This is a genomic window from Amnibacterium kyonggiense (assembly GCF_004364555.1).
GTDB classification, from domain to species: Bacteria; Actinomycetota; Actinomycetes; order Actinomycetales; family Microbacteriaceae; genus Amnibacterium; species Amnibacterium kyonggiense.
The window spans coordinates 819,748-842,896 of record NZ_SOAM01000002.1 but is presented as its reverse complement, the minus strand read 5'-3'; the positions used below and the strand labels follow the sequence as shown (position 1 = coordinate 842,896).

Here is a 23,149-nt window from a genome sequence, read left to right as displayed (position 1 = left end):
TCCGCAGGACCCGACTCGCGGTGGACTCGCGGCGCTACGCTGACCGCGCCCGGGCCCTTAGCTCAGCTGGTAGAGCGCCACGTTTACACCGTGGATGTCGTCGGTTCGATCCCGGCAGGGCCCACGGCGGCCCACCGGGCCGAAGGCACGCGGGTCGCCGTGGGCCCTGCCGGCGCGAGGGACGCGATCTCGTCTGGGGCCCCGCCGGCGAGGGGCCCCGCGCGACGCGCCAGCGGCGTGCGGGGAGCCGGTGGGGAGTCGATCCCGGCAGGGCCCACGGTGTTGATGGCCGCGCCTCCGGCGCGGCTGTGCCGTACCGGCTCGCTGAACGCTCGCTCGGCTGACGGCGCTCTCCGATCTCGTGTGCGTCGAGACATCGCCGCTCTTCGTGTTCGAGCGCTTCAGCGGGAAGCAGGCGCTGCAGCAGGAACTCGCCGTCGTCCGCATCCTGCTGAAGCGGCTCGTTCCTGCTGTCGGACTGGCTCGTTCCTGCTGATGGGCTCGCGGGTTCCTGCTGTCGTGCTCCGGGCTGCGCCGGGCGCGGGGTCCTGCACACGCCGCGGCCGGGCGGTGGCGGCTCCCCGCCCGCCGGTAGCATCCACGTCCATGGCGGACGACCGGTCGAACACCGGCTCCGCGGCGCCCGAGGCCTCCGTCCACGACGACGACGAGCTCGCCGAGGTGCTGGCCGCGGAGCTCGAGCGGTACTCCACCGGCACGGTGCCCGTGCTGCCGCGGGTGTCGGCTCCGGCGCCGACGGAGGACCCGATCCAGCCGCTCGCCGTGCCGCGGATCGAGCCGGCCGCGACCGTCGACGAGGGTGCCTTCGCGCGTCGCGCCGCAGAGGTCGAGCGCACCATCCGCGAGGTGCAGACGGCGCCGGTCCGAGCGCAGGCGACGGTGGACACCGCCGCGACGGCCGGACCGTTCCGGCGCGCAGACCGCCCGACCGGTCGGCGCAGCGCGACCGGTCCGATCATGCAGCCGACCGCCCTCCCCACCGCCGACGACCTCCCCGTCAAGCGCCGCACCGGCTTCCGGCCGCCGCCCAGCGCCGTCCCGCTGCCGCCGGTCGAGCCGCTGGACCGCGTGCTCCCCGCGACCGGGCCGGTGTCCCTGCCGGAGCCGACGGCGAGCCTGCTCGACGAGATGATCACCGGGGCCATCCCGGTGATCGACACCCCGACGCAGCGCACCGCCCGGCACGCGGCACCGGACGTCGACGCCGGCCCCTGGGCGGCGGAGCCGGTCGCGGAGACCGCGCCGCAGGCCGCCGTGCCACCGCCCGCGGCTCCGGCTCCACTGCCCGCGCCTCCGGCTCCGGCTCCGGCGATCGCGCTGCCGGTCTGGTCCGAGCCCGCCGCGGCCCGGCCCGCTTCGACGACGCCACCCGCCGGGGAGCTCGAGACGGCGCCCTGGGCGGCTCCCGCCGGCGCCTCCGACGGGTTCTACGAGGACTGGGAGCAGTCGCTCCGCGCCATCGGCCGCCCCCGCCCGCCGTGGGAGGTCGACGACGAGCAGATCGTGCCGACCGGCGGCGACCCGGACGTGGCGACGGTCGCGGTCCGGATCCAGCCGACCGGTCCGGTGCCGAGCGCCCCGCCGATCCCCGAGGCCGCGAGCCGCGGCGCGCACGCGCTGCCCGCCGACGCCGCGCCGGTCGAGCTCCCGGAGCAGCCGGAGGCGCGCCCGCGGCGCTCCGGCCGCCGCCGGGCCGCGGTGCCGGAGGACGCGCTGCCGCAGCCGCCCGCCGCCCCCGCGTCTGCCCCGGTCGCGTCCGCTCCCGCGCCGATCGTCGAGCCGGACGCGCCGACCGGTGAGGTCCTCCCGTCCGCCCCGCAGCCGTTCCAGCAGCTGCAGGCCGAGCGCGCCGACTCCGTCCTCGGGACGGACGACGACGCCGAGGGCATCGACGAGGTCGCCGTCGACTACCCGGTCGTGAGCGCCGCGACGACGGGCGCGGTGGACCTCCCGCAGGTCGAGCCGAGGCCCCGCACGGCGCCGGTCCTCATCGAGCGCGTCCGCACGGCCCTGCTCCAGCTGCCGACCGTGCCGCCGTCGCCCACCGGGTCGGGTGCGGGCGCCATCGTCGGCCGATGGATCGGCGCGTTCACGTCGCCGGTCGTGCTCGTCCTCGCCTTCGGACTCGCCGCGGCCGGCGCCGGTCCCGCCGCCGCCGTCGCGGTCGTCGCCGGCGCACTGCTCGCCGTCCCGGCCCTGATCCGCACCGCCGGGTGGTCGGCGCGCGCGACTGACGACGGCGCGATGCACGAGACCGCGGTGCTCGGCGGCGCAGCGGGCCGCGGGGTCGCGATCGCGCTGCTCCTCGCCCGCCTCGGCGCCGCCGCGACCGTGCTGTTCGCGGCGGGCTCCGCCGCCGGGGCCTGGGCGGACCGGACCGGCGCGCTCGGCCTCGGCGCCTCGAACGCGGCCCTGCTGGGCTGCACCGGCGTCGGCCTGCTGGCGATCCTCTGCGCCGCGCTGCCGGTCCGCGCCACGGCGGCGCTCGCCCTCCTCGCCGCCGTCGGCGGTGCGGTCGGCACGCTCCTGATCGCGCTCGTCCTCGCACCGAACGGCGGTCCGCCGATCGCGACCACGGCCTCCGGCGCCGTCGCCGGCGCCGCGGCGGGCTTCGCCGGGATCGGCCTGCTCCTCGTCCTCTGCGGCGCCGACGTCGCTCGCTGGCGGACCGACCTCGCGCACCCGGTGGCGACGGCGGTCGCCTCGATCGTCGCGGTGGTGTGCGGCGCTGCGATCCTCGCCGGGGGCACCGTGATCGCGTCGCGACTGAGCGGGGGCGGGGACGCGCTCGACGAGTTCGCCGGCGCGCTCTCCGACGCCTCCGCGAGCCTGCTCGCCGCGCCGATGCTCGTGATCCTGCTCGTGGCGGGCATCACGCTGCCCGCCCTGCTCGTGCGCTCCTCGGGGGCGGCCGCCGCGCGGCTGCTCGGTGCCGGCCGGCCCGTCCGCCTCGGTGCCGTCGCGAGCGGCCTCCTCGCCCTCGCGGTCGCGCTCGGTCTCCTCGCGGGCGGGGTCGACCCGACCGCGGACGTGCTCGCCGTCGCCGCGCTGTGCGGCGCCCCGGTCGCCGCCTGGGCCGGTGCGCTCACCGCGACCCGCGGCGCGCTGCGGCCCGCCGTGACGACCGCCGGACTCGTCGTCGCGACCGTCCTCGGCTGGGCGCTCTCCGACGGCGTCCTGCCCGGGGTCCGGAGCCCGCTGCTCGCGGCGCTGCCGTCCTCCTCGGGGTTGCACGGCGGCCCGGCGCTCGGCCTGCTCGCCGCGCTCGTCGTCGGCGCGCTCGCCGGCCTGCTCGGCGGCTCCGCGACCACGATCGGCCGATCGGCCGCCCGCCCCGCCGATACGGTGGAGGGATGACCGTACCGGGCATCTTCGCGCCCCCCGCCGTCCAGGCGCGCCTGCTCGACCTGCAGCGCATCGACGACGAGCTCACCCGCGTCGCCCAGCACCGGCGCCGCCTCGAGCAGGCGGCCGACGTGACCGCGGCCGAGGCCGAGCGCAGCGCGCTGCGCCGCACCGCCGCCGACCGCCGTGGCGAGCTCGAGGACCTCCGGACCCGCATCGGGCGGGTCGAGACCGACGTCCGCACCGTCGAGCAGCGACTGGAGCGCGACCGGGAGCGGCTCGCGACGACGAGCTCGCCGAAGGACGCGCACGGCCTGGAGCAGGAGATCGCGTCCCTCCGCCGCCGTCGCGAGGCGCTCGAGGACGACGAGCTCGAGCTCATGGAGCAGGTCGAGGCGGTCGAGGCCGCGGCCGGCGAGGTCGCCGCAGCGCTGGACGAGGTCGAGCAGCGCCTCGCCGCGATGCGGACGGACCGCGACGACGCGCTCGCCGGGCTCGACGCGCAGCAGACGGACGCCGCCGCGCGCCGGACCGCACTGGTGGAGGAGCTGCCGGCCGACCTCGTCGCGCTGTACGACCGGCAGCGCACGCGGTACGGCGTCGGCGCGGCCCGCCTCGTCGGCGCCGTGTCCGAGGGCAGCAACATGGCGCTCACCGGCGCCGATCTGGCCGAGGTCCGCGCGGCTGCGCCGGAAGCGATCGTGCTGGACCCGGAGAGCAACTGCATCCTCGTGCGGGCCTGAACGGGCGACCGTGAGCGCGGACGTGATGGGCCACACCGCCGCCCGGCGCCTGGGCGTCGCCGTCCTCGCGGGCGCGGTCGGCTGGGTCGCGGCCGCCGTGACGCTCGGCGCCGAGTTCGGCCCGGTCGTCGGCTGGATCGCGGCAGCCCTGGTGTTCCTCGTCTGGACCTGGGCGGTGATCCGCCCCATGGACGCGGCCTCGACCCGGCGGCACGCGCTCCGCGAGGACCCCGCGGCGCCGGTCGCGCGCATCGTGCTGACGATCGCGAGCCTGGCGAGCCTCGGCGGGGTGGCCGTCCTCTTCCTCGCGAGCACGAAGAAGGACGACCTGCTGGCGGCGGCGCTCGGCGTCCTGAGCGTCGCGGCGTCCTGGGTCGTCGTGCACACGCTGTACACGCTGCGGTACGCGGCCGACTACTACTCGGCCCCGACGGGCGGCATCGACTTCAACCAGAAGGAGGAGCCCGCGTACCTGGACTTCGCGTACGTCGGCTTCACCCTCGGCATGACGTACCAGGTGTCGGACACCACGATCTCGTCGTCGACGATCCGGCGCATCGTGCTCGAGCAGTCGCTGCTCTCGTACCTGCTCGGCGCCGTCGTCGTGGCGACGACGGTGAACCTGGTCATCGCGGTCCTCGGCTGACCGGAACGGGGACCCGGTGATTCAGCCGGGCGCTCTGCGCCCGTGTCGGACCCATGCCGCGCGGGGTGGTCTCGAGGCTCGCTTCGCTCGCACCTCGACCAGCGGGTGGGGGCGGCGGCGCGGCCGTGGGGCAGTGCGGAACGGGCCGGCTGTACGCCGGGTTCTGTCCCGGTGCCGAGGCACCGGTGACGGCCATCTATCTCGGGGACGCGTTGCCGCGGCCCTCCAGCGGTCCACCCGGGACCATCGACGAGCAGCCGAATCGGTCCCTGTTCGACCTTGCTCCGGGCGAGGTTTACCCAGCGAGCCCGCTCACACGGGCCCCTGGTGGTCTCTTACACCACCGTTTCACCCTTACCGCCGAGGACCCGAAGGCCCTCGGAGGCGGTCTGCTCTCTGTTGCACTTGCTCTCGGGTCACCCCGGGTGGGCGTTACCCACCGCCCTGCTCTGCGGAGCCCGGACGTTCCTCGGCGCCGCCCTCGCGGGCGACGACGCGACCGTCCACCGGCCCGTTCCTGCGGGCGAGTCTACGGGGCGACCGGGTTCGTGGCGCGGACGAGGTGCTCCGCACCCGTCGAGGGTCGGTCGCCGGAGCCGTGCGCCGCCAGCGACGCGGCCCCGAGGATCCCGGCGTTGTTCCGCAGCGCCGCGGCGACGATCGGGGTGTCGAGCTCCAAGAGCGGGAGGAACTCCTCCGCGTGCTTGCTGACGCCGCCGCCGACGATGAAGAGATCGGGGGAGAAGAGCTTCTCGAGTGTCGCGTAGTACGTCTGGAGCCGCTCCGCCCACTGCTTCCAGCTGAGCTCCTTCTTCTCCCGCACCGCGTTCGACGCGTACTTCTCGAAGTCGGCGTGCTCGCCGATGTCGATGTGGCCGAGCTCCGCGTTCGGGACCAGCAGGTTGCGGTAGATGATCGCGCTGCCGATGCCCGTGCCCAGGGTCGTCATGATGACGAGGCCGTCGTGGCCCTTCGCGGCGCCGTACTCGCTCTCCGCGTAGCCGGCCGCGTCCGCGTCGTTCACGAACGTGATGTCGTGGCCGAGCGCCTGCTCGAAGAGCTTCTCCGCCGCGAGGCCGATCCACTTCTTCGAGACGTTCGCCGCGGACATCGTCCGACCGCCCCGGACGACGGCGGGGAAGCAGACGCCGATCGGGGCGGTGTCCTCCGCGTCGGACAGCTCCGCGAGGATCGTCTTCACGACCGCGACGACGTCGTCCGGCTGACCGCCGTCCGGGGTCGGGTGCTTGATGCGGTCGCTCAGCAGCTGGCCGGAGTCCAGGTCGACCAGGCCGCCCTTGATGCCGGTTCCGCCGATGTCGATGCCGATCGCCTGCGCCACGGCGTCGACAGTAGTGCCCCCGTTACGATGCCCGCTGGGGCGCCGAGAGGGCCCCGGGACGAAGGGAGGCCCCGTGGCCGACGACGACCAGTGGTGGTACAACACGACGACCGGCGAGGTCGAGCACGGCGCGCAGTCCCCGTGGTCGGACCGTGCGGGGCCCTACAAGACCCGCGAGGAGGCGGAGGGCGCGCCGGCGCGCATCGCCGCGAACTCCCGCCGCATGAACGAGGACGACTGACTCACTCGTACTCGTGCTCCGGGGCGGGGTACGCCCCGGAGGCGACCTCCTCGCGGAAGTCGGCGACGGCCTGCGTGAGCGCGCCGCGGAGGTCCGCGTAGCGCTTCACGAACTTCGGCATCCGGCCCGACGTGAGGCCGGCGAAGTCCGTCCACACGAGCAGCTGGCCGTCGACGTGCGGCCCGGCGCCGACGCCGATCGTCGGGATCGTCAGCGCCTCGGTGACCCGCCGGGCCGCGTCCGACGGCACCATCTCGAGCACCACGGCGAACGCCCCGGCGTCCTCGACCGCGAGCGCGTCCGCGAGCAGCTCGTCCGCGTCGGAGCCGCGGCCCTGGACGCGGTGGCCGCCGAGCCGGTGCTCGCTCTGCGGGGTGAAGCCGATGTGCGCCATCACGGGGATACCGGCCTCCACGATCCGCGAGATCTGGTTGGCGCTGCGCCGCCCGCCTTCGAGCTTGACGGCGTGCGCCCCCGTCTCCTTCATGAAGCGGATCGCGGTCGTGAGCGCCTGCTCGGCGCCGATCTCGTACGACCCGAACGGCAGGTCCGCGATGACGAACGCGCGGCGGACGGAGGAGGCGACGGCGCGGGTCAGCGGGATCAGCTCGTCCGCCGTCACCGGCACCGTGGTGTCGTAGCCGAGCACGGTGTTGCCCGCGGAGTCGCCGACGAGGAGGAAGTCGATGCCGGCCTCGTCGAAGATCGCCGCGGTGTTCGTGTCGTAGCTGGTGAGCCCGGTGATCCGGATGCCCTTCTGCTTCGCCTCGAGGAAGTGTCGGGTGCGCACCTTCGCGCGGGGGTCGGCCATGCGGCGAGGGTACGCGAGGGCCGACCCGGCTGTCCGGCCCGCCCGGTAGGTTTGTCACGGGCTCCGACCCCGGATCCGCCCCACCGACCGGACGAGGAGACATCGTGGTCGACAAGCAGCGCGACTTCGTGCTCCGCACCATCGAGGAGCGGGGCATCAAGTTCGTCCGCCTGTGGTTCACCGACGTCGTCGGCACCCTGAAGTCGGTCGCGATCGCGCCGGCCGAGGTGGAGGGGGCGTTCGCGGAGGGCATCGGGTTCGACGGCTCCGCGATCGAGGGCTACACCCGCTCCTACGAGGCGGACGTGCTCGCGATGCCCGACCCGGGCACGTTCCAGATCCTACCCTGGCGGGGCGAGATCGACCCGACCGCCCGGATGTTCTGCGACATCATGACGCCGGACGGGCAGCCCGCCGCCGCCGATCCGCGGAACGTGCTGAAGCGGGCGCTCGCGAAGGCGAACGACCACGGCTTCACCTTCTACACGCATCCCGAGATCGAGTTCTACCTGCTGAAGTCGAGCACGATCGGCCCGGCCGGGCCGGAGCCGGTGGACTCGGCGGGCTACTTCGACAACGTGCCCGGCGGCACCGCGCACGACTTCCGCCGCCGCAGCGTGCGGATGCTCGAGGACCTCGGCATCTCCGTCGAGTTCAGCCACCACGAGGCCGGCCCCGGTCAGAACGAGATCGACCTCCGGTACGCCGACGCGCTGACGACGGCCGACAACATCATGACGTTCCGCACGGTCATCAAGGAGGTGGCGATCGAGCAGGGCGTCTACGCGACCTTCATGCCGAAGCCGCTCTCCGGCCGGCCGGGCAGCGGGATGCACACGCACATGTCGCTGTTCGAGGGCGACGCGAACGCGTTCTTCTCGGCGAGCGGCGAGTACCACCTGTCGACGATCGGGCGCCGGTTCATCGCCGGCCTGCTCCGCCACGCGCCGGAGATCACCGCGGTCACGAACCAGTTCGTGAACTCCTACAAGCGGCTGTGGGGCGGCGACGAGGCCCCGAGCTACGTCTGCTGGGGGCACAACAACCGCTCCGCGCTCGTCCGCGTCCCGCTGTACAAGCCGACGAAGGGGCAGTCGTCGCGGGTGGAGTACCGCGCGATCGACTCCGCCGCGAACCCGTACCTCTCCTACGCCCTGATGCTCGCCGCCGGGCTGAAGGGGATCGAGGAGGGCTACGAGCTGCCGCCGGAGGCCGAGGACGACGTCTGGTCGCTGTCCGACGGCGAACGGCGAGCGCTCGGATACGACCCGCTGCCGACGAACCTCGACACGGCCATCCGGCTGATGGAGGACTCCGAGCTGGTCGCCGAAACGCTCGGCGAACGCGTCTTCCGCTACGTCCTCGCGAACAAGCGGCGCGAGTGGGAGGCATACCGGGCGCAGGTCACGCCGTATGAGCTCGCCAGCAACCTCGAGCTCCTCTGACGCGGGGCGCCGTGCGACCCGGGACGTCGCGGCGCGACGGCCGGGCGACGCGGCCGACCTCCGCCTCACGGACCTGGCCCGGGCGGGCTTCCTCGACCTGACCGCCGCTGGCGCCGGCGTGCGGGCGCTCGCCGAGCAGGTCGGGCTGCCGTCCGCGACCGTCCTGGCCGCATTCGGCCGGCCGGTCGGCTCGCCCGACGAGGCGCTGCTCGCGCTCCAGCGTCTCGCGGACCGGGACGCGGCCGGGGTCGCGGCGCTGCTCGAGGACCGCGGAGCGGGGCGCCGGCTCGCGCTCGTGCTCGGCGCGTCGAACGGCATCGCCGACTTCCTCGTCCGCCGGCCGGAGGCGCTGCCGGTGCTGCTGGACGGGATGCTCGCGCCCCCGTCGCCGGAGGCGTTCGCGACGAGCCTGCTCGAGTCCGTCGCCGCCGAGGACGGCGTCGCCGCGCTGACAGGCGCCGAGGCGCGGCGGGCGCTGCGGGTCGCGTACCGACGCGAGCTGACGCGGCTCGCGGCCTGGGACCTGGAGCAGCCGTCCGGCACCGCCGTGTTCGAGCGGGTCGCCGCGGCGCTCTCGGACCTCGCCGCCGCGGCCCTCGGGGCGGCGCTCGCGGTGTCGCGCGCGGAGGTCGCCGCGTCCGGCGGCGCCGACCGGGTGCGCGCCGTGCCGCTCGCCGTGATCGGCATGGGGAAGGCGGGCGCGCGTGAGCTCAACTACGTGAGCGACGTCGACGTGATCTTCGTCACCGACCGGCCGGACCCCGACACCGGCTTCGACCCGGTGCCGATCGCCACCCGCCTCGCGATCGGCCTGATGCGCGTCATCGACGACACGGACGTGGAGCCGTCCCTGTGGCAGGTGGACGCCAACCTGCGCCCGGAGGGCCGCAACGGGGCGCTGGTCCGGACGCTCTCCTCCCACATCGGCTACTATGAGCGCTGGGCGTCCGGGTGGGAGTTCCAGGCGCTGCTGAAGGCGTGGCCGCTCGCCGGGGACCTCGAGCTCGGCGCCCGCTACGTCGAGGCGCTGCGGCCGCGGGTGTGGCAGGCGTCGGCCCGGGAGGACTTCGTCCAGGACGTGCAGCGGATGCGCCGCCGCGTGGAGGAGCACATCCCCGCCGGGCACGCCGACCGCGAGCTGAAGCTCGGCGCCGGCGGCCTCCGCGACGTCGAGTTCACCGTCCAGCTGCTGCAGCTCGTGCACGGCCGCACCGACGACCGCGTGCACGCGCGGGCGACCCTGCCGGCGCTCCGGTCGCTCACCGAGCAGGGCTACGTCGGCCGCGTCGAGGCGGCCGAGTTCGGTGAGGACTACCGCGTGCTCCGTCTCGTCGAGCACCGGCTGCAGCTGCGGCGGCTGCAGCGCACGCACCTGCTGCCGACGGATGAGGCCGAGCTGCGGGTCGTCGCGCGGTCGAGCGGTCTCGCGGCGGACGGGCCGGCGCTCGCCGAGCGCCTCGCGCGCGTGCGCGGACGGGTCCGCGGGCTGCATCAGCGCCTCTTCTACCGGCCGCTGCTGACGGCGGTGAGCAACCTGCCCGAGGACGAGCTCATGCTCACCCAGGGCGCCGCCCTCGATCGACTCGCCGGCATCGGCTTCCTCGACCCGCGCGGGGCACTGCAGCACATCGCGGCCCTCACCGCCGGCGTCTCCCGCCGCGCCGCCATCCAGCGCACCCTGCTCCCGGTCCTGCTCCAGTGGTTCACGGAGGGGCCCGCGCCGGATCTCGGGCTGCTCGCGTTCCGGCGGCTCTCGGAGCGGCTCGGCGACACGGCCTGGTACCTCCGGATGCTCCGCGACTCGCCGACCGCGGCCCGGCGCCTCGCCACCGTCCTCTCGGAGTCCCGCTTCGTCACGGGCCTGCTGGAGACGAACCCGGAGGCCGCGGCGTGGCTCGAGCGCGACGCCGACCTGCGGCCGAGGCCGCGGGCGACCCTGCGCGCGGAGACCTCCGCCACGGTGCTCCGGCACGCGTCCCGCGACGACGCCGCGGCGGCGCTGCGCACGGCCCGGCGCCGCGAGGTCCTCCGCCTCGCCCTCGGGGCGCTGCTCGGGACGATCACGGTGCAGGAGCTGGGGCCGGCCCTCGCGGACGTGACCACGGCGCTGCTCGCCGGCTGCGTCCGCTCCGTCCGGCGCGACGAGGGGCCGTGGCCCGAGTTCGCGATCATCGCGATGGGCCGATACGGGGGAGCGGAGCTGGGGTTCGGCTCCGACGCCGACGTGATGGTGGTCTACCGCGCGATCGCCGGGATGCCGGACGACGTCGCGCAGAAGCAGGCAGGCGTGCTCGTATCGGAGGTGAAGCGGCTCACCACCGACCCGCGCCTGCCGCTCGACCTCGACTTCGACCTGCGCCCGGAGGGCCGGAACGGCCCCGTCGTGCGGTCGTTCCGGTCCTACGAGGCGTACTACGCGCGCTGGTCGCTCACGTGGGAGTCCCAGGCCCTGCTCCGCGCGCACGGCGTCGCGGGGGACCGCACGCTCGTCGTCGACTTCGAGGCGCTCGCGGACCGGCTCCGGTATCCGGACGCGCTCGACGACGCGTCCGTCCGCGAGATCCGGCGCATCAAGGCGCGGATGGAGACCGAGCGGCTGCCCCGCGGCGTCGACCCGACCCGGCACCTGAAGCTCGGCCCCGGCGGGCTCTCCGACGTCGAGTGGATCGTCCAGCTGCTCCAGCTGCAGCACGCGGCGCAGGTGCCGGCGCTCCGCACGCAGAGCACCCTCGGCGCCCTCGACGCGGCGACGACCGCCCGCCTCATCGACCGGGACGACGCGGCCCAGCTGCGGCACGCGTGGGTGCTGGCCTCCCGACTGCGGAGCGCGATCACCCTCTGGACGAACCGGACCTCCGACGTGCTGCCCACCGACCGCGCGGCGCTCGAGGGCATCGCCCGGATCCTCGAGTACCCGCCGGGGTCGGCCGCGCAGCTCGAGGACGACCTCCTCCGCGCCGCGCGCCGGGCCCGGACGATCTTCGAGCGCCTCTTCGCCTGACCGGCCCCCGTCCTGTTCCGAGCACCTCGGCAGGCTGTTCCCACTTCGGCAGGCCCGATGAGCCGATGTCAGCCTGCTGAAGCGCGCACAGCCTGCTCAAGAGCTCGCGCGGGGGCATCGGTCCGACGTCGGCTCCTCCACAGCCGCGTTCTCCGCGCGCGAGCGCCGTCCGGCGCGCACGCCCGCTGGCGGCGCAGCAAGGTCGTCGTCCATGGGCGAATTCCGAGCACGCGGTCGCCGACCTGCTCCTCTGCCAGCCGCCGGGGTTCATCGTCGCCACGCTGGACTCGCTGCTGCACGAGCGGGTGGTGCAGCGCAACCGGCTCGAGGCGCTCATCCTGCGCGGGCCGCAGCGGCTCCAGCACCTCGCGCCGCGGCTGAACGCCCAGTCGGCCTCGGGCATCGAGTCCATCGTCCGGTTCGGGCTGTGGGCGGCAGGCATCCGGGCGCGGATCCAGGTCGTCGTCCGCGGCGCCTGCCGCGTGGACGTGCTGATCGACGACTGGCTGGTGCTTGAGCTCGACGGACGCGGCACGCACGCGCAGGACAGGGCCTTCACCAGGGATCGCGTCCATGAGGCGACGATCATGCGGGACGGCCGCATCGTCCTCCGCTTCGGGTACGCGACGATCCTGTACGACTGGGTCTTCGTTCTCGCATGCGTCCAGGACGTCCTCCGCCAGCACGCGCCGGTTCGCTGAGCGGTCGTTGGACCCATCGGCGCACCTCGGCAGATCGGTCGCGCTTCGGCAGGCTCCCGAGCCGCTGTTCGGCCTGCCGAAGAGCGATCGGCCTGCTCAGTTGCTCGTGGACCGGCCCCCCGTCCTGGGGCTGCCCGCGGAGGAGCGGCCGGAGGATGGTCGGAGTCGTGTTCCTGCAGGTCGGTCGTGGAGGGCGGGTGTCCTGGGCGCTGCTCGCGGCGGTCAGGCGGTTCCTCGCCGAGATGTGATCGAGGCGCCCAGCGGCGGATCCCTCCGACTGAGCGCCTCTCCCACGGGTGCACCCCGCCTCCCAGGACGGGCCCTCGATCCTCTCAGAAGAGCCTGATCGCGCAATGCGCGTGCGCACGGCGGCCCTTCGATGCGCACCCGGCTTCGGCACCGGAGCGAGCGCCTTCTCGTCGGCGCGGCGGTGCGCATAGGCCCGACCTATCGCGCCCACTCGCGATCGGTCCTGCACGGGCGTGGACGCGCTCCCTAGCCTCGAGCCATGCGTCACACCCCCGCCGTGCTCTCGGCGCTCTCCGGTTCCTACTCGTTCGTCAAGAGCCCCGCCGTGGACGCGCCGGCCGCGCAGACCGATCCCCGGGTCGCCGAGACCGTCTCGTCGATGCTCATCGACATCGAGCGGCGCGGGATGGACGCGGTGCTCGAGTACGCCGAGCGGCTCGACCACCAGGGACCCGACGAGCTCGAGCTGTCGGCCGAGCGCGTCGCCTCCAGCGGTGACCGCCTGCCCGCGGACCTCCGCGCCGCCATCGAGCTCGGCTCCTCCCGGACCCGGGCGTTCGCCGCGGCGACCCGCGAGCACCTCGTCGACTTCCGGACGGAACCGGTGCCCGGGCTGGTGACGGGCGTGCGCTACGTCCCCGTCGGCCGCGTCGGCGCCTACCTGCCCGCCGGGCGCTTCCCGCTGACGGCCAGCGCGTTCATGACCGTCGGCGTCGCGAAGGTCGCCGGCGTCCCCACCGTGCTCGCCTGCACCCCGCCGCAGCCCGGTGGCGGCGCGAACGACGCGGTCCTGTACGCGGCGCACTGCTCCGGGGTCGATCGGATCGTCGTGCTGGGCGGTGTGCAGGCGCTCGCCGCCATGGCGTTCGGCCTGCTCGACGACGCGCCGGTCGACATGCTCGTCGGTGCCGGCAACGCGTACGTCGCGGAGGCGAAGCGCCAGCTCTTCGGTCGGGTCGCGATCGACCTGCCGGCCGGCCCGTCCGAGGTCGCCGTGCTCGCGGACGGCACCGCCGACCCGGTGATCGTGGCCGCGGACCTGCTCGGGCAGGCGGAGCACGGCCCCAACTCGCCGGCCGCGCTCGTCACGACGGACCGCGGGCTCGCGGACCGCGTCGACGAGGAGGTGGAGCGGCAGCTCTCGACCCTCGCGACCGCGGAGATCGCCGGTGCCGCCTGGCGCGACTTCGGCTCCATCACGGTCGCGGACGACCGGGAGACCGCCGCCGCGCTCATGGACGACCTCGCTCCCGAGCACCTCGAGATCATCACCGCGGACGACGACTGGTACTTCGAGCGGCTCCGGAACTACGGCTCGTTGTTCCTCGGACCGTGGAGCACCGTCGCCTACTCCGACAAGGGCATGGCGGGTACGAACCACACCCTCCCGACCGCCGGCGGTGCGAAGCACAGCGCCGGGCTCTCCGTCGGCCGGTTCCTCAAGCCGCTGACGTACCAGCGGATCACCCGGGAGGCGACGCCAGAGCTCGCCGAGGCGGTCGACGTCATCTCGGCTTCGGAGGGCATGGCCGCGCATCGCGCCACCGCGACCCTCCGTCTCGAGCGCTACCGCGCCTGAGGTCCCCGGGCGGCCGGGAGGACGACCGGGCGCCCGCCGCGTCGGCCGCGGTCCGCCGCCGCACCACGATCGCGGTGGTGACGCCCGCGGCCGCGTGGACGACCCAGGTGACGCCGAGGACGGTGAGCAGCGCCGTCCTCGTCCCCACCGCGGCGGACGCGACACCGACGAGCACGGGGCCCGGCGCCGCGATCAGGTAGCCGATCGACTGGACCGCTGCGGAGAAGCCGGCGGTCGCGGTCGCGTGCCGGCTCCACCCGCCGATGACGGCCAGGGCGAGCGGGAACGCGCCCGCCCCCGTGCCGATCAGCAGCATCCAGACCACGGCACCGGGCACCGGCGCCGTCGCGAGGCCGACGTAGCCGGCGGCGTACGCGGCGGCGAGCACGAGCACCGTCGTCAGCAGGTGCGGACCGCGCGCGAGCAGCGGGACGACCAGGGACACCGGCACCGCCGTGATGAGCAGCAGCGCGACGAGCGCGCCCGCCTGCTCCGCGGAGAGGCCGGCCGAGCGGAGGAACAGCGGCATCCAGCCGATCGCGACGTAGGACTGCAGGCCCTGCGTCCCGAAGTAGACGGCGAGGGGGAGCGCGCCCAGCAGCGCCGCCCGGCGGGGGACCCGCGGCGGGGCGGCCTCCTCGGGCCCGCGGAGCACGCGGGGCGTCGGCCGCAGCGCCAGCAGCAGCGTCGCCGCCGCGGCGGGCACCGCCCAGACGACGAGGCCCAGCCGCCACATCGCGCCGCCGTCGGCGATCGGCACGGTGACGAGTGACGCGAGTCCGACGCCGACGGCGATCGCCGTCGAGTACCCGGCGGTGAGGAGCGGGACGCGGCCGGGGAAGTCGCGGCCGATCAGACCGGGCAGGAGGACGTTGACGACCGCGCACCCCGCGTAGGCGAGCAGGCTGCAGGCCGTGAAGCCGGCCTGCCCTGTGAACGGGCGGAGGGCGGTACCGACGGTGACGGCGGCGAAGCCGAGCACGAGCAGGCGGTCGAGCCCGATGCGAGCGGCCATCCGCGGCGCGAACGGACCGAGCGCCGCGAAGCACAGCACCGGCAGCGAGGTGAGCACGCCCGCGAGAGCGGGGGAGAGGGCCAGGTCCGCCCGCAGCTCGCTCAGCAGGACGCCCACGCTCGCGACCGCGGTGCGCAGGCTGAAGGCGGTGACGAGCACGGCGGCGACGAGCACCGCGGCGGAGCGGGTCCGCGTCACCGGCGCGCGGACGGCACGAACGGCGGGGCGGCGAGGGCCGACCGGATGCGGGCAACGGCGATGGCGCGGCCCTCGCCGTCGGGCAGCGCGATCCCGTCGTCGGCGTGGTCGCCCGAGCGGACGACCAGCACGCGCACCCCCACGGCGAGGTCGACGGGCGACGCCACGGGGTCGACGAGGAGCAGCGCCCGCACCCGGTCGTCGGCGGCGGCCAGGCCGAGGGCGGCCCCGGCCGACGGCCCGGCCGCCGCGACGACGAACCCGCTGCGCGGCTGGGAGGGGACCTCGAGGGGCGATCGCAGCGCCCTGGCTGCCGTGCGCGACACGAAGCGCACGGGGCGCGGCGGCGACGGCTCGAGCAGCAGCTCGTCCCACACCGCCTCCCGTCCCGCTTCCTCGATGACGAGCACCGGGAGCGCCCCCGCGGGCGCGGCGAACGCGCCGAGGCCGTCCGCACCGCTCCCGACCGGCCGCCCGTCCTGCTCCATGCCGTTACGGCTGCGGGGTCGGGAACATCGGGCGCGGTTCCGACGAGAGCAGCTGCGCGAGCACGTCGAACTCGTTGAACATCGACCACTCCTCGGTGATGAGCCCGTCGGAGAAGTAGAGCTGCGAGATGCCCCACAGGAACGCCCGCCGCCCGGTCGGCTGCCCGTAGAGCGCGTACCCGCGATGCGTGCCGGCCGCGGACCATCGCACCGACGCGCGGTAGCCCTCCTCGTCGTTGCCCATCCAGTAGACCTCCTCGACCCGCAGACCGAGGTCGGGGAACGTGGCGAGCAGGGCCCGCGCCTGCCCCTTGACGTCCGCGCGACCGAACCCGGACCGGTCGGAGGTGCCGTGCCATCGGACGTTCGCGGCGTAGGCGCGGTCGACGGCGGAGAGGTCGCGACGGTTCCAGACGTCGTGGAAGAGCCCCCGGACGGCGTGGTCCAGGTCGAACCGGTCGCCGCCCGTCGGGTACGGCTCGGGGTGCCGGCCTCGGACGAGCCGGTCGACCTCCGGCATGTGCGCGTCCGCGCTGACCCGCTGCAGCTCGTCGCCGTACTGCCGCGCCGCCCACGCGACGTCGATCCCGAGCTGCGCGAACCGCGAGCACATGTTGTAGAGGACGTACTCCTCGTAGATCTCGTTCTCCCGCACCACGCAGTTCGCGATGCCCCACAGCCGCACGTGCCGGCCCGTCGCGGGGCCCCAGCGCCACGGGGCGAGGTGGTGGCCGGCGGTGATGTACCGGTGGGACGTGACGAAGCCCTCGACGTCGTTCCCCGCCCAGATGACCTCGTCCGCGAGGCTCCGCGTGTCGGGGAACGCGTGGATCGACTGCACGGTGTCCTCGACGACGCGCTCGACGCCCCACTGCGGCCCGTGGTCGGAGAAGACGAAGGCGCCGGTCGCGTACGTGTCGTACACGTAGCCGACGTCCTGCTCCTCCCAGATCCGGTGGGTGACCCGCACGATCCAGTCGACGATGTCCGTGTAGGTGTCCTCGAAGCCGCGCATCGACTGGCGCCGAGGACCGCGGTCGCGCTCGCCGCGGGCGGTGTCCCGGCCCGACGCCGGCCGGACCGTGATGGACAGATCCTGCGGCATCGTCCTGGGCGTCTGCGCCTCGGAGAGGGTCGCGGAGAGGATCGGGCGACCGTCGTTCGTCGCTCCCGATCCGTCCGCCGGGGTCGGCTCCGTCATCTGCGCTCCTCCGCTGCGTGTCGATCCGACGCTAGAGGGCGGGCACGTCCTCCGGAACCGACCAGCGTCCGTTCCCTGCCACAGGGTCGCCCTCTGCGGCGGGCCCGCGGAGGACTCCGGCTCCGCCGCCGACGTCCTCGAGCATGCTGCGGGCGAGCCGGATCAGCTCGACCGTCGCCGCCGACATGGCGGTCTGGCGCCGTCGGACCAGCGCGATGGTGTCGTGGAGGGGCTCGGCGAACGGAACGAAGCGGATCGGGCCGCCGTGGACCTGCGCCTCGGCCACCGCCCGGGAGACGAACGTGTCGCCGACGCCGGCCGCGACGAGCGCGAGCGCCGACTCGACCTGCTCGACCTCGACGAGCGGATCGACCCGCACGGCGGCGAGGCGGGCGCGATCCGCGATCTGCCGCCGCGTCGGATCCCGCCAGCCGTAGTGCGCGTCGTAGAGCACCAGCTGCCGCTCGGCGAGCGCCTGGATCGTGACGGGTTCGGCGACGGCGGCGGGGTCGATGCTCGCGTACAGGACCTCGTCGTGCACGAGCGGCGTGACGTGGAGGCCGTCGTCGTCGACGGGGAGCACCACCAGCCCGGCCTCGAGCTCGCCCGACGCGACCGCGGCGGCGACCTCGACCGAGTTGAGTCCGACGATCCGCAGGCGCACGTCCGGATGGAGCGCGTGGAACCGGGCGACCAGGGCCTCCAGCGCGTAGTACTTCGCGTTGCGCAGCAGCCCGAAGGACGCGGTCCCGCCGGACAGCGAGGTGAGCGACCGGAGGGAGCGGTCCGCCTCGTCCGCGCCGGCGACCGTCTGCTCCGCGAGCGGCAGCAGGGTCTCGCCGGCGGCGGTCAGGACGAGTCGGCGACCGCCCCGCACGAAGAGCCGGGCGCCGTAGGTCTCCTCGATGCGTCGGATCAGCTCGGAGACCGACGGCTGCGCCATGTGCATCGCGACGGCGGCCGCCGTGAAGCTGCCGAGCCGAGCGGCTGCGAGGAACACGCGCAGCTGGATCAGCGTCATCGGGCCAACCTATGCGCTCGCCGCACGTCGCCGGTTCACGTCCGGTCGCACCGATGTGCTCGATGCGACCGCATCCGTGCCGGCGTCGGGGCGTGGTGTGGAGAACGTGCGACGGCCGCTTCGGCGTCGCGCCACCCTGGCCATCATGCCGAGCAGCCCGCGACCGCTTCCGGACGACCTGCAGGGGCGCCCCTTCGACCGAGCAGCGCTGGACGCGGCCCGTGTCACCCAGGGGCGCACGAGGCGCAGGGACATCGAGAACCCCTATCACGGCGTCCACACCTCGAGGACGCCGACGACGCTGCTCGAGCATTGCCACGCCTACGCCGTGCGACTTCGACCCGGTCAGTCGTTCTCGCACGTCACCGCGGCGCTCCTCCATCGGGAGCCGCTCCCTCGCCGCCTGGAGACCGAGCTGCCGCTCCACGTCGCCGCCGTGCGTCCGGCGAGTCCGCCTCGGACCAGGGGCGTGGTCCCGCACCGGCTCTCGAGGGCGCCGGCGCTGCAGCCGGTCGACGGGCTGCCCGTCTGCGCACCGACCGAGGCCTGGGCGCAGCTCGGCGACGTCCTCACCCTGGATGAGGCGATCGAGATCGCGGACCATCTGCTCACCGTCTCGCCGATGGACGAGCAGCGCACCCGCCTGCTGCTCGAAACGAGGATCGCGGCCGTCCGACGTGCCGCCGCGCCGCTGCTGCGGGCGGCCCTTGCCGAAGCGCGGTGCCCCGTGCTGTCGCCTGGTGAGACGCGCGTGCGCCTGCTGCTGGTGCGCGCCGGCCTCCCGGAGCCCGCGCTGAACCGGCGCATCCACCGCGAGGACGGCCTCTACCTCGGGAAGCCGGACCTCGCGTGGCTCCCGCAGCGCGTCGGCGTCGAGTACGAGGGCGGCGGCCACGCCGACGAGGCGCGGATGCGGTACGACATCGGTCGCATCGAGCGGTTCCGCGACGCGGGGTGGGACATCATCCGCGTCTCCGCCGACGACCTGAGGGGCGACGAGGCGGGCCCTCGTCGTGCGGGTGGCGAGCCGGCTCGCGGCGCGCGTGTGATGCCCCGGCGGCTCGATTCCGGACGCATCTCGAGGGCTGAAGCGTCCACGAGTTCGCCAGCAGGGTGTCGTGCGGCTCAGTTCTGCACGCGTCGGACGCCCGGACGCGTCCAGAACTGAGCCGGAATGGCCGAGGCCGCCGCCCCGGACGGGACGGCGGCCTCGGCGACGAGCGGGGATCAGACGCCGTAGTACAGCTCGTACTCGAAGGGGTGGGGACGAGCCGCCAGCGGCTTGATCTCCTTCTCGCGCTTGTAGTCGATCCACGTCTCGATGACCTCGGGCGTGAAGACGTTGCCCGCGGTCAGGTAGTCGTGGTCGGCCTCGAGGGCGTCGAGCACCTTGTCGAGCGAGCCCGGCACCTGCGGGATGAGCTTCGCCTCCTCCGGCGGCAGCTCGTAGAGGTCCTTGTCGACCGGCTCGTGCGGCTCGATGCGGTTCTGGATGCCGTCGATGCCCGCCATCAGCTGCGCGGCGAAGGCGAGGTACGGGTTGCCGGAGGCGTCGGGCGCGCGGAACTCGATGCGCTTCGCCTTCGGGTTCGTGCCCGTGATCGGGATGCGGATCGCGGCGGACCGGTTGCCGGCCGAGTACACGAGGTTGACGGGCGCCTCGTAGCCGGGCACGAGCCGGTGGTACGAGTTCGTCGTCGGGTTCGTGAACGCGAGCAGCGACGGGGCGTGCTTGAGGATGCCGCCGATGTACCAGCGCGCGAGGTCGGAGAGCCCGCCGTAGCCGGCCTCGTCGTAGAACAGCGGCTGGCCGCCGTTCCAGAGCGACTGGTGCGTGTGCATGCCCGAGCCGTTGTCGCCGAACAGCGGCTTCGGCATGAACGTCGCCGTCTTGCCCCACTGCTTCGCCGTGTTCTTAACGATGTACTTGAACTTCAGGATGTCGTCCGCCGCGTGCACGAGCGTGTCGAAGCGGTAGTTGATCTCGCCCTGGCCGGCGGTGCCGACCTCGTGGTGCGCGCGCTCGAGGATCAGGCCGGCCTCGATGAGCTTCAGCGAGATGTCGTCGCGGAGGTCCGCGTGCTGGTCGACGGGGGAGACGGGGAAGTAGCCGCCCTTGAACGGCGTCTTGTTGCCCAGGTTGCCGCCGATCTCCTCGCGGCCGGAGTTCCAGGCCGCCTCGGAGGAGTCGACCTTGTAGAAGCTCGAGCCCTGCGAGACGTCGTAGCGGACCTCGTCGAAGATGTAGAACTCCGCCTCGGGGGCGAAGAACGCGGTGTCCGCGATGCCCGTCGTAGCGATGTACTTCTCGGCCTTGTGCGCGATCTGGCGCGGGTCCTTCGCGTAGATCTCGCCGTTGCGCGGGTTGTAGATGTCGAACACCAGGATCAGGGTGCGCTCGACGCGGAACGGGTCGATGTACGCCGTCGAGATGTCCGGGATGAGCTGCATGTCGGACTCGTGGATGTTCGCGAAGCCGCGGATCGACGAGCCGTCGAAGAGCTGGCCGACCGAGAAGAACTCCTCGTCGACGGTGGACGCCGGGATGTTGAAGTGCTGCTGCACGCCCGGGAGGTCGGTGAACCGGATGTCGAGGAACTTGACGTCCGTGTCCTTGATGAACTTGATGACCTCGGAAGAGTCGGTGAACTTGGGAGTGGGCATGCCGGTCGGATCTCCTGCGCCTGGTCCTTCGGATGGCTGCGCTTGCAGCCCCTCCGACCCTATTGGGGTCCGGATTTCGGCGAGGTCACCGATGCGTTTCCGGGGTGTTACACGGCCTACGGGTTCGCCGAGACGGCGGGCGCCGGGACGCCCTGTCCCAGCAGCGCGTGCTCGGCGACGACGATGCCCATCAGGAGGAAGCCGAGCAGCGCGAGGACGACCAGCGGGCCGCCGAGACCCCGCTGCGGGGCCCGCGGCGGGGGCGCGTCCGGGCGCACCGCCCACGTCGCACGCTGCAGCGGGTCGACCGGCGCGGACTCGACGAGCAGGTCCCGCGCGCGCGTCAGCGCGTCGAAGGCGTCCGCTGCGGCGCGCCGCTCGGTCTCGTCCGCGTCCGTGAGCAGGTCGGGGTGCGTGCGCCGAGCGGCGCGGAGGTAGGCGTGCTGCACGGCGGCGGGGTCGGCGTCGGCGGGCACGCCGAGCAGCGCGGCCGCGTCGTCGCGCGACATCGGCGCCGCCGCGGGCATCACCGCCGGACGGGACGCGTCTTCGTCGGATCGATGCCCTTCGGCACGGGCACGCCGCCCGCGAGGGACTCGAGCCGGTTGCTCACCGCGAGCACCTCCGCCCGGGTGAGCTTGCCCTTCAGGCGGGTGAGGCTGCGGTTGATCTGCCCGAGGCGGATCGAGCCGTCGTCCTGCCCGACGCGGAGGACCGACACCGGGACGTTCGGCGCGACGCGGGTGACCTTGCGGCGCTCCTCGTCGACGAGCCGCTGCGTCCGGCCCTTCGGGCCCTCGGCGATGAGGACGACGCCGGGGCGGCCGACGGCGCGGTAGACGGCGTCGCGGGTCCGCGGGTTGACGGCCACGGGGATCTCGCTGCCGCGCCAGCCGCGCCGCAGGGTCGCCCGGAGGACCGCGCCGACCGCGCCCTGCTGCCCCTCCATGCGGGCGTACGCCGCGCGCTCGGCGCGACGGTTCATCACGATGAGCGCGGCGAGGACGCCCGCGAAGACGCCCAGGACGACCCAGAGGATGACGCCGAGCACCGTGCCGCCGACGAGGACCGCGAGCACGATCCCGACGAGCACCGGGACGAGGAACGCCAGCACCATCCACCAGACGAGGGTGGAGTCGACCTTCCTCGTCATGTGGAAGACGTCGATCAGCTGCTTGACGCGGCCCGGCTCCTTGGCCGGCCGGCCGGTGGGACGGGCCATGGCAGCAGGATATCCGCTCCTCCACAGGCCCGGACGGCACGCGGGCCGCCGTGGCGCGGCAGGCTGCAGCGCCATGACCAGCGCCCCGACCGTCGCGACCGTCGAGCTGCGGCTGCGGCCCGACCGCACCCAGCGCCTGGAGGCGCTGCTGCTCGGCGCCGGACCGCACCTCGAGCCCGTGCTCGACGTCGGCGGGGCCGCGAACGGCGATCTCGTCGTCGTCCTCCCCGTGCCCGCCGCACGGCTGACGACGCTGCTCGAGGCGCCCGGCGGGCTCACGCCGGGGGAGTCGGTCACGGTCCTCGTGCCGCTCGCCCAGGCGCTGCACCGGCTGCACGCCGCGGGCGTCGCGCACGGCGGGATCCGCGCGGGCGCGGTGGTGCTCGACGCGGACGGCAGCCCGGCCTGGACGGCGCCGCTCGCCCCGTCGCTGCTGCGGGCGGTCGGACCGGCGGCGTTCGCCGTGCGGGTCGGGGAGGACGAGGTCGGCTTCCGGGCGCTCTGCGGCGCGCTGCTCGGTCCCGCGTCGGTGCCGGACGCGCCGGATCTCGAGCAGCTCGCCGTCCGCCTCTTCGCGGTCGCGCCGCCGGAGCCCGTCCGGCTCGTCCGCAGTGCCGCGACCCCGCCGGCCGGGCCGCCGTCCCGGCTGCTGCCGGCGTCCGCGCCGACCGCGCCGCAGCGGGTCGCCGCGGACGGTCGTGCCGCTGCGGTGCTCGCATCGCTCCGCGTGGTGCGGCCGAGGACCTGGGGTGCGCTCGGTGCGGCCGCGGTGCTGCTCGCGACGGCGGTCGTCCTGCTCCCGTCCGGGGATGCGGCGCCGGCCGCGACGGCGGCCTCGACCCCGGTCGCGCCGACCCGGACGGCATCGACGGCGTCGTCCGGGTCGTCCGCGTCGTCCGCGGGCGTCCCGGCATCGACCGGACCGGCCGATGCGCTCCGCCGGCTGCTGGCGGACCGCGACCGCTGCCTCGAGCGGGGGAGCGAGCCCTGTCTCCGAGGGGTCGACGCCGCGGGGTCTCCCGTCCTGGACGCGGACCTCGCGGCCGTCCGCGCCGGGGTCGACGCGGCGCGGCTCGATCCCGCCCGCCTGACGGTCACCGCGAGCGGCGCCACCGCGCTCGGCACGGTCGGGCGAGGCACGGCGCTCGCGATCCGGGACCGGAACGGCTGGAGGCTCCGCGACGTCGTCGCGGAGCCTCCAGTGGGACGGTGAGCG

19 protein-coding genes, 1 tRNA gene and 1 other RNA gene are annotated in these 23,149 nt (G+C 74.5%); 11 read left to right on the top strand and 10 right to left on the bottom strand.

Annotated features, from left to right (window positions below; translation table 11 throughout):
- Positions 1–51: 51 nt before the first annotated feature.
- The 4 genes from CLV52_RS12330 to CLV52_RS12315 all read left to right on the top strand — a co-directional run bounded on the left by CLV52_RS12330 (position 52) and on the right by CLV52_RS12315 (position 4,755).
- A tRNA-Val gene (locus CLV52_RS12330) sits at positions 52–124 on the top strand.
- 482 nt (positions 125–606) lie between these two features.
- Positions 607–3,378 (top strand): hypothetical protein, encoded by a 2,772-nt coding sequence (locus CLV52_RS12325; RefSeq protein ID WP_133766607.1) that lies wholly within the window; start codon positions 607–609, stop codon positions 3,376–3,378.
- Positions 3,375–4,109, top strand: coding sequence for a zinc ribbon domain-containing protein (locus CLV52_RS12320; RefSeq protein ID WP_133766606.1), 735 nt, complete (start codon positions 3,375–3,377; stop codon positions 4,107–4,109). The genes CLV52_RS12325 and CLV52_RS12320 overlap by 4 nt, the downstream gene beginning before the upstream one ends.
- 10 nt (positions 4,110–4,119) lie before the next feature.
- On the top strand, positions 4,120–4,755 hold the full coding sequence (locus tag CLV52_RS12315; RefSeq protein WP_246018105.1) for a DUF1345 domain-containing protein: 636 nt from the start codon (positions 4,120–4,122) through the stop codon (positions 4,753–4,755).
- Between the two features lie 136 nt (positions 4,756–4,891).
- Here the strand turns inward: CLV52_RS12315 and rnpB are convergent.
- Together rnpB and ppgK are read right to left on the bottom strand one after the other, a co-directional pair.
- Positions 4,892–5,270: RNase P RNA component class A (gene rnpB, locus CLV52_RS12310), an RNA gene on the bottom strand.
- Positions 5,271–5,284: 14 nt separating this feature from the next.
- Positions 5,285–6,097, bottom strand: coding sequence for a polyphosphate--glucose phosphotransferase (gene ppgK / locus CLV52_RS12305; RefSeq protein WP_133766605.1), 813 nt, complete (start codon positions 6,095–6,097; stop codon positions 5,285–5,287).
- A gap of 73 nt (positions 6,098–6,170) precedes the next feature.
- Between ppgK and CLV52_RS12300 the strand changes: the two genes are divergently transcribed.
- Positions 6,171–6,338 carry an SPOR domain-containing protein gene (locus CLV52_RS12300; RefSeq protein ID WP_133766604.1) on the top strand — a complete coding sequence of 56 codons (168 nt, stop codon included), beginning with the start codon at positions 6,171–6,173 and terminating at the stop codon, positions 6,336–6,338.
- Position 6,339: 1 nt separating this feature from the next.
- Here the strand turns inward: CLV52_RS12300 and panB are convergent, their stop codons facing one another.
- Complete coding sequence (panB, locus tag CLV52_RS12295; protein WP_133766603.1) at positions 6,340–7,149, bottom strand: 3-methyl-2-oxobutanoate hydroxymethyltransferase; 810 nt, start codon at positions 7,147–7,149, stop codon at positions 6,340–6,342.
- A 104-nt stretch (positions 7,150–7,253) separates the two neighbouring features.
- On the opposite strand from panB, the gene CLV52_RS12290 reads away from it, so the two are divergent.
- The 4 genes from CLV52_RS12290 to hisD all read left to right on the top strand — a co-directional run bounded on the left by CLV52_RS12290 (position 7,254) and on the right by hisD (position 14,124).
- A complete protein-coding gene (locus tag CLV52_RS12290; RefSeq protein WP_133766602.1) occupies positions 7,254–8,594 on the top strand; it encodes a glutamine synthetase family protein in 1,341 nt (446 codons plus the stop codon).
- Entirely contained in the window at positions 8,563–11,595 is a 3,033-nt protein-coding gene (locus tag CLV52_RS12285; RefSeq protein WP_133766601.1) for a bifunctional [glutamine synthetase] adenylyltransferase/[glutamine synthetase]-adenylyl-L-tyrosine phosphorylase, read from the top strand. Before CLV52_RS12290 ends, CLV52_RS12285 begins: the two co-directional genes overlap by 32 nt.
- A 308-nt stretch (positions 11,596–11,903) precedes the next feature.
- Positions 11,904–12,296, top strand: coding sequence for a hypothetical protein (locus CLV52_RS12280; protein WP_133766600.1), 393 nt, complete (start codon positions 11,904–11,906; stop codon positions 12,294–12,296).
- 508 nt (positions 12,297–12,804) lie between these two features.
- Positions 12,805–14,124 (top strand): histidinol dehydrogenase, encoded by a 1,320-nt coding sequence (hisD, locus tag CLV52_RS12275; protein WP_133766599.1) that lies wholly within the window; start codon positions 12,805–12,807, stop codon positions 14,122–14,124.
- Here the strand turns inward: hisD and CLV52_RS12270 are convergent.
- The 4 genes from CLV52_RS12270 to CLV52_RS12255 are packed head-to-tail and all read right to left on the bottom strand — an operon-like array spanning position 14,051 to position 18,047.
- The gene (locus CLV52_RS12270) at positions 14,051–15,337 is read right to left on the bottom strand and encodes an MFS transporter (protein WP_133766598.1); all 1,287 of its coding nucleotides are present in this window, start codon (positions 15,335–15,337) and stop codon (positions 14,051–14,053) included. The genes hisD and CLV52_RS12270 overlap by 74 nt on opposite strands.
- Complete coding sequence (locus CLV52_RS12265; protein ID WP_133766597.1) at positions 15,334–15,825, bottom strand: hypothetical protein; 492 nt, start codon at positions 15,823–15,825, stop codon at positions 15,334–15,336. Before CLV52_RS12265 ends, CLV52_RS12270 begins: the two co-directional genes overlap by 4 nt.
- A gap of 4 nt (positions 15,826–15,829) precedes the next feature.
- Complete coding sequence (locus CLV52_RS12260; protein ID WP_133766596.1) at positions 15,830–17,026, bottom strand: nuclear transport factor 2 family protein; 1,197 nt, start codon at positions 17,024–17,026, stop codon at positions 15,830–15,832.
- Positions 17,027–17,057: 31 nt separating this feature from the next.
- On the bottom strand, positions 17,058–18,047 hold the full coding sequence (locus CLV52_RS12255; RefSeq protein ID WP_133766595.1) for a LysR family transcriptional regulator: 990 nt from the start codon (positions 18,045–18,047) through the stop codon (positions 17,058–17,060).
- A gap of 145 nt (positions 18,048–18,192) precedes the next feature.
- Here CLV52_RS12255 and CLV52_RS12250 point away from each other — a divergent pair, with 145 nt between their 5' ends.
- Positions 18,193–19,215 (top strand): hypothetical protein, encoded by a 1,023-nt coding sequence (locus CLV52_RS12250; RefSeq protein WP_133766594.1) that lies wholly within the window; start codon positions 18,193–18,195, stop codon positions 19,213–19,215.
- Between the two features lie 59 nt (positions 19,216–19,274).
- On the opposite strand, the gene glnA is transcribed toward CLV52_RS12250, so the two are convergent.
- From glnA to CLV52_RS12235, 3 genes are all read right to left on the bottom strand, one after another.
- Positions 19,275–20,711 (bottom strand): type I glutamate--ammonia ligase, encoded by a 1,437-nt coding sequence (gene glnA, locus CLV52_RS12245; RefSeq protein WP_133766593.1) that lies wholly within the window; start codon positions 20,709–20,711, stop codon positions 19,275–19,277.
- Between the two features lie 116 nt (positions 20,712–20,827).
- The gene (locus CLV52_RS12240) at positions 20,828–21,220 is read right to left on the bottom strand and encodes a J domain-containing protein (RefSeq protein ID WP_133766592.1); all 393 of its coding nucleotides are present in this window, start codon (positions 21,218–21,220) and stop codon (positions 20,828–20,830) included.
- Positions 21,221–21,237: 17 nt separating this feature from the next.
- Entirely contained in the window at positions 21,238–21,933 is a 696-nt protein-coding gene (locus CLV52_RS12235) for a DUF4191 domain-containing protein (protein ID WP_133766591.1), read from the bottom strand.
- A 73-nt stretch (positions 21,934–22,006) separates the two neighbouring features.
- Between CLV52_RS12235 and CLV52_RS12230 the strand changes: the two genes are divergently transcribed.
- On the top strand, positions 22,007–23,146 hold the full coding sequence (locus CLV52_RS12230; RefSeq protein WP_133766590.1) for a protein kinase family protein: 1,140 nt from the start codon (positions 22,007–22,009) through the stop codon (positions 23,144–23,146).
- Positions 23,147–23,149 lie beyond the last annotated feature (3 nt).

Excerpts from the sequence above, each read along its gene's own strand:
- glnA (WP_133766593.1), bottom strand. The coding sequence starts at position 20,711 with ATGCCCACTCCCAAGTTCACCGACTCTTCCGAGGTCATCAAGTTCATC.
- hisD (WP_133766599.1), top strand. The coding sequence starts at position 12,805 with ATGCGTCACACCCCCGCCGTGCTCTCGGCGCTCTCCGGTTCCTACTCG.
- panB (WP_133766603.1), bottom strand. The coding sequence starts at position 7,149 with ATGGCCGACCCCCGCGCGAAGGTGCGCACCCGACACTTCCTCGAGGCG.
- CLV52_RS12250 (WP_133766594.1), top strand. The coding sequence starts at position 18,193 with ATGCCGAGCAGCCCGCGACCGCTTCCGGACGACCTGCAGGGGCGCCCC.
- CLV52_RS12240 (WP_133766592.1), bottom strand. The coding sequence starts at position 21,220 with ATGTCGCGCGACGACGCGGCCGCGCTGCTCGGCGTGCCCGCCGACGCC.
- CLV52_RS12325 (WP_133766607.1), top strand. The coding sequence starts at position 607 with ATGGCGGACGACCGGTCGAACACCGGCTCCGCGGCGCCCGAGGCCTCC.
- CLV52_RS12260 (WP_133766596.1), bottom strand. The coding sequence starts at position 17,026 with ATGACGGAGCCGACCCCGGCGGACGGATCGGGAGCGACGAACGACGGT.
- CLV52_RS12265 (WP_133766597.1), bottom strand. The coding sequence starts at position 15,825 with ATGGAGCAGGACGGGCGGCCGGTCGGGAGCGGTGCGGACGGCCTCGGC.
- CLV52_RS12235 (WP_133766591.1), bottom strand. The coding sequence starts at position 21,933 with ATGGCCCGTCCCACCGGCCGGCCGGCCAAGGAGCCGGGCCGCGTCAAG.
- CLV52_RS12255 (WP_133766595.1), bottom strand. The coding sequence starts at position 18,047 with ATGACGCTGATCCAGCTGCGCGTGTTCCTCGCAGCCGCTCGGCTCGGC.
- CLV52_RS12285 (WP_133766601.1), top strand. The coding sequence starts at position 8,563 with ATGAGCTCGCCAGCAACCTCGAGCTCCTCTGACGCGGGGCGCCGTGCG.
- CLV52_RS12320 (WP_133766606.1), top strand. The coding sequence starts at position 3,375 with ATGACCGTACCGGGCATCTTCGCGCCCCCCGCCGTCCAGGCGCGCCTG.
- CLV52_RS12230 (WP_133766590.1), top strand. The coding sequence starts at position 22,007 with ATGACCAGCGCCCCGACCGTCGCGACCGTCGAGCTGCGGCTGCGGCCC.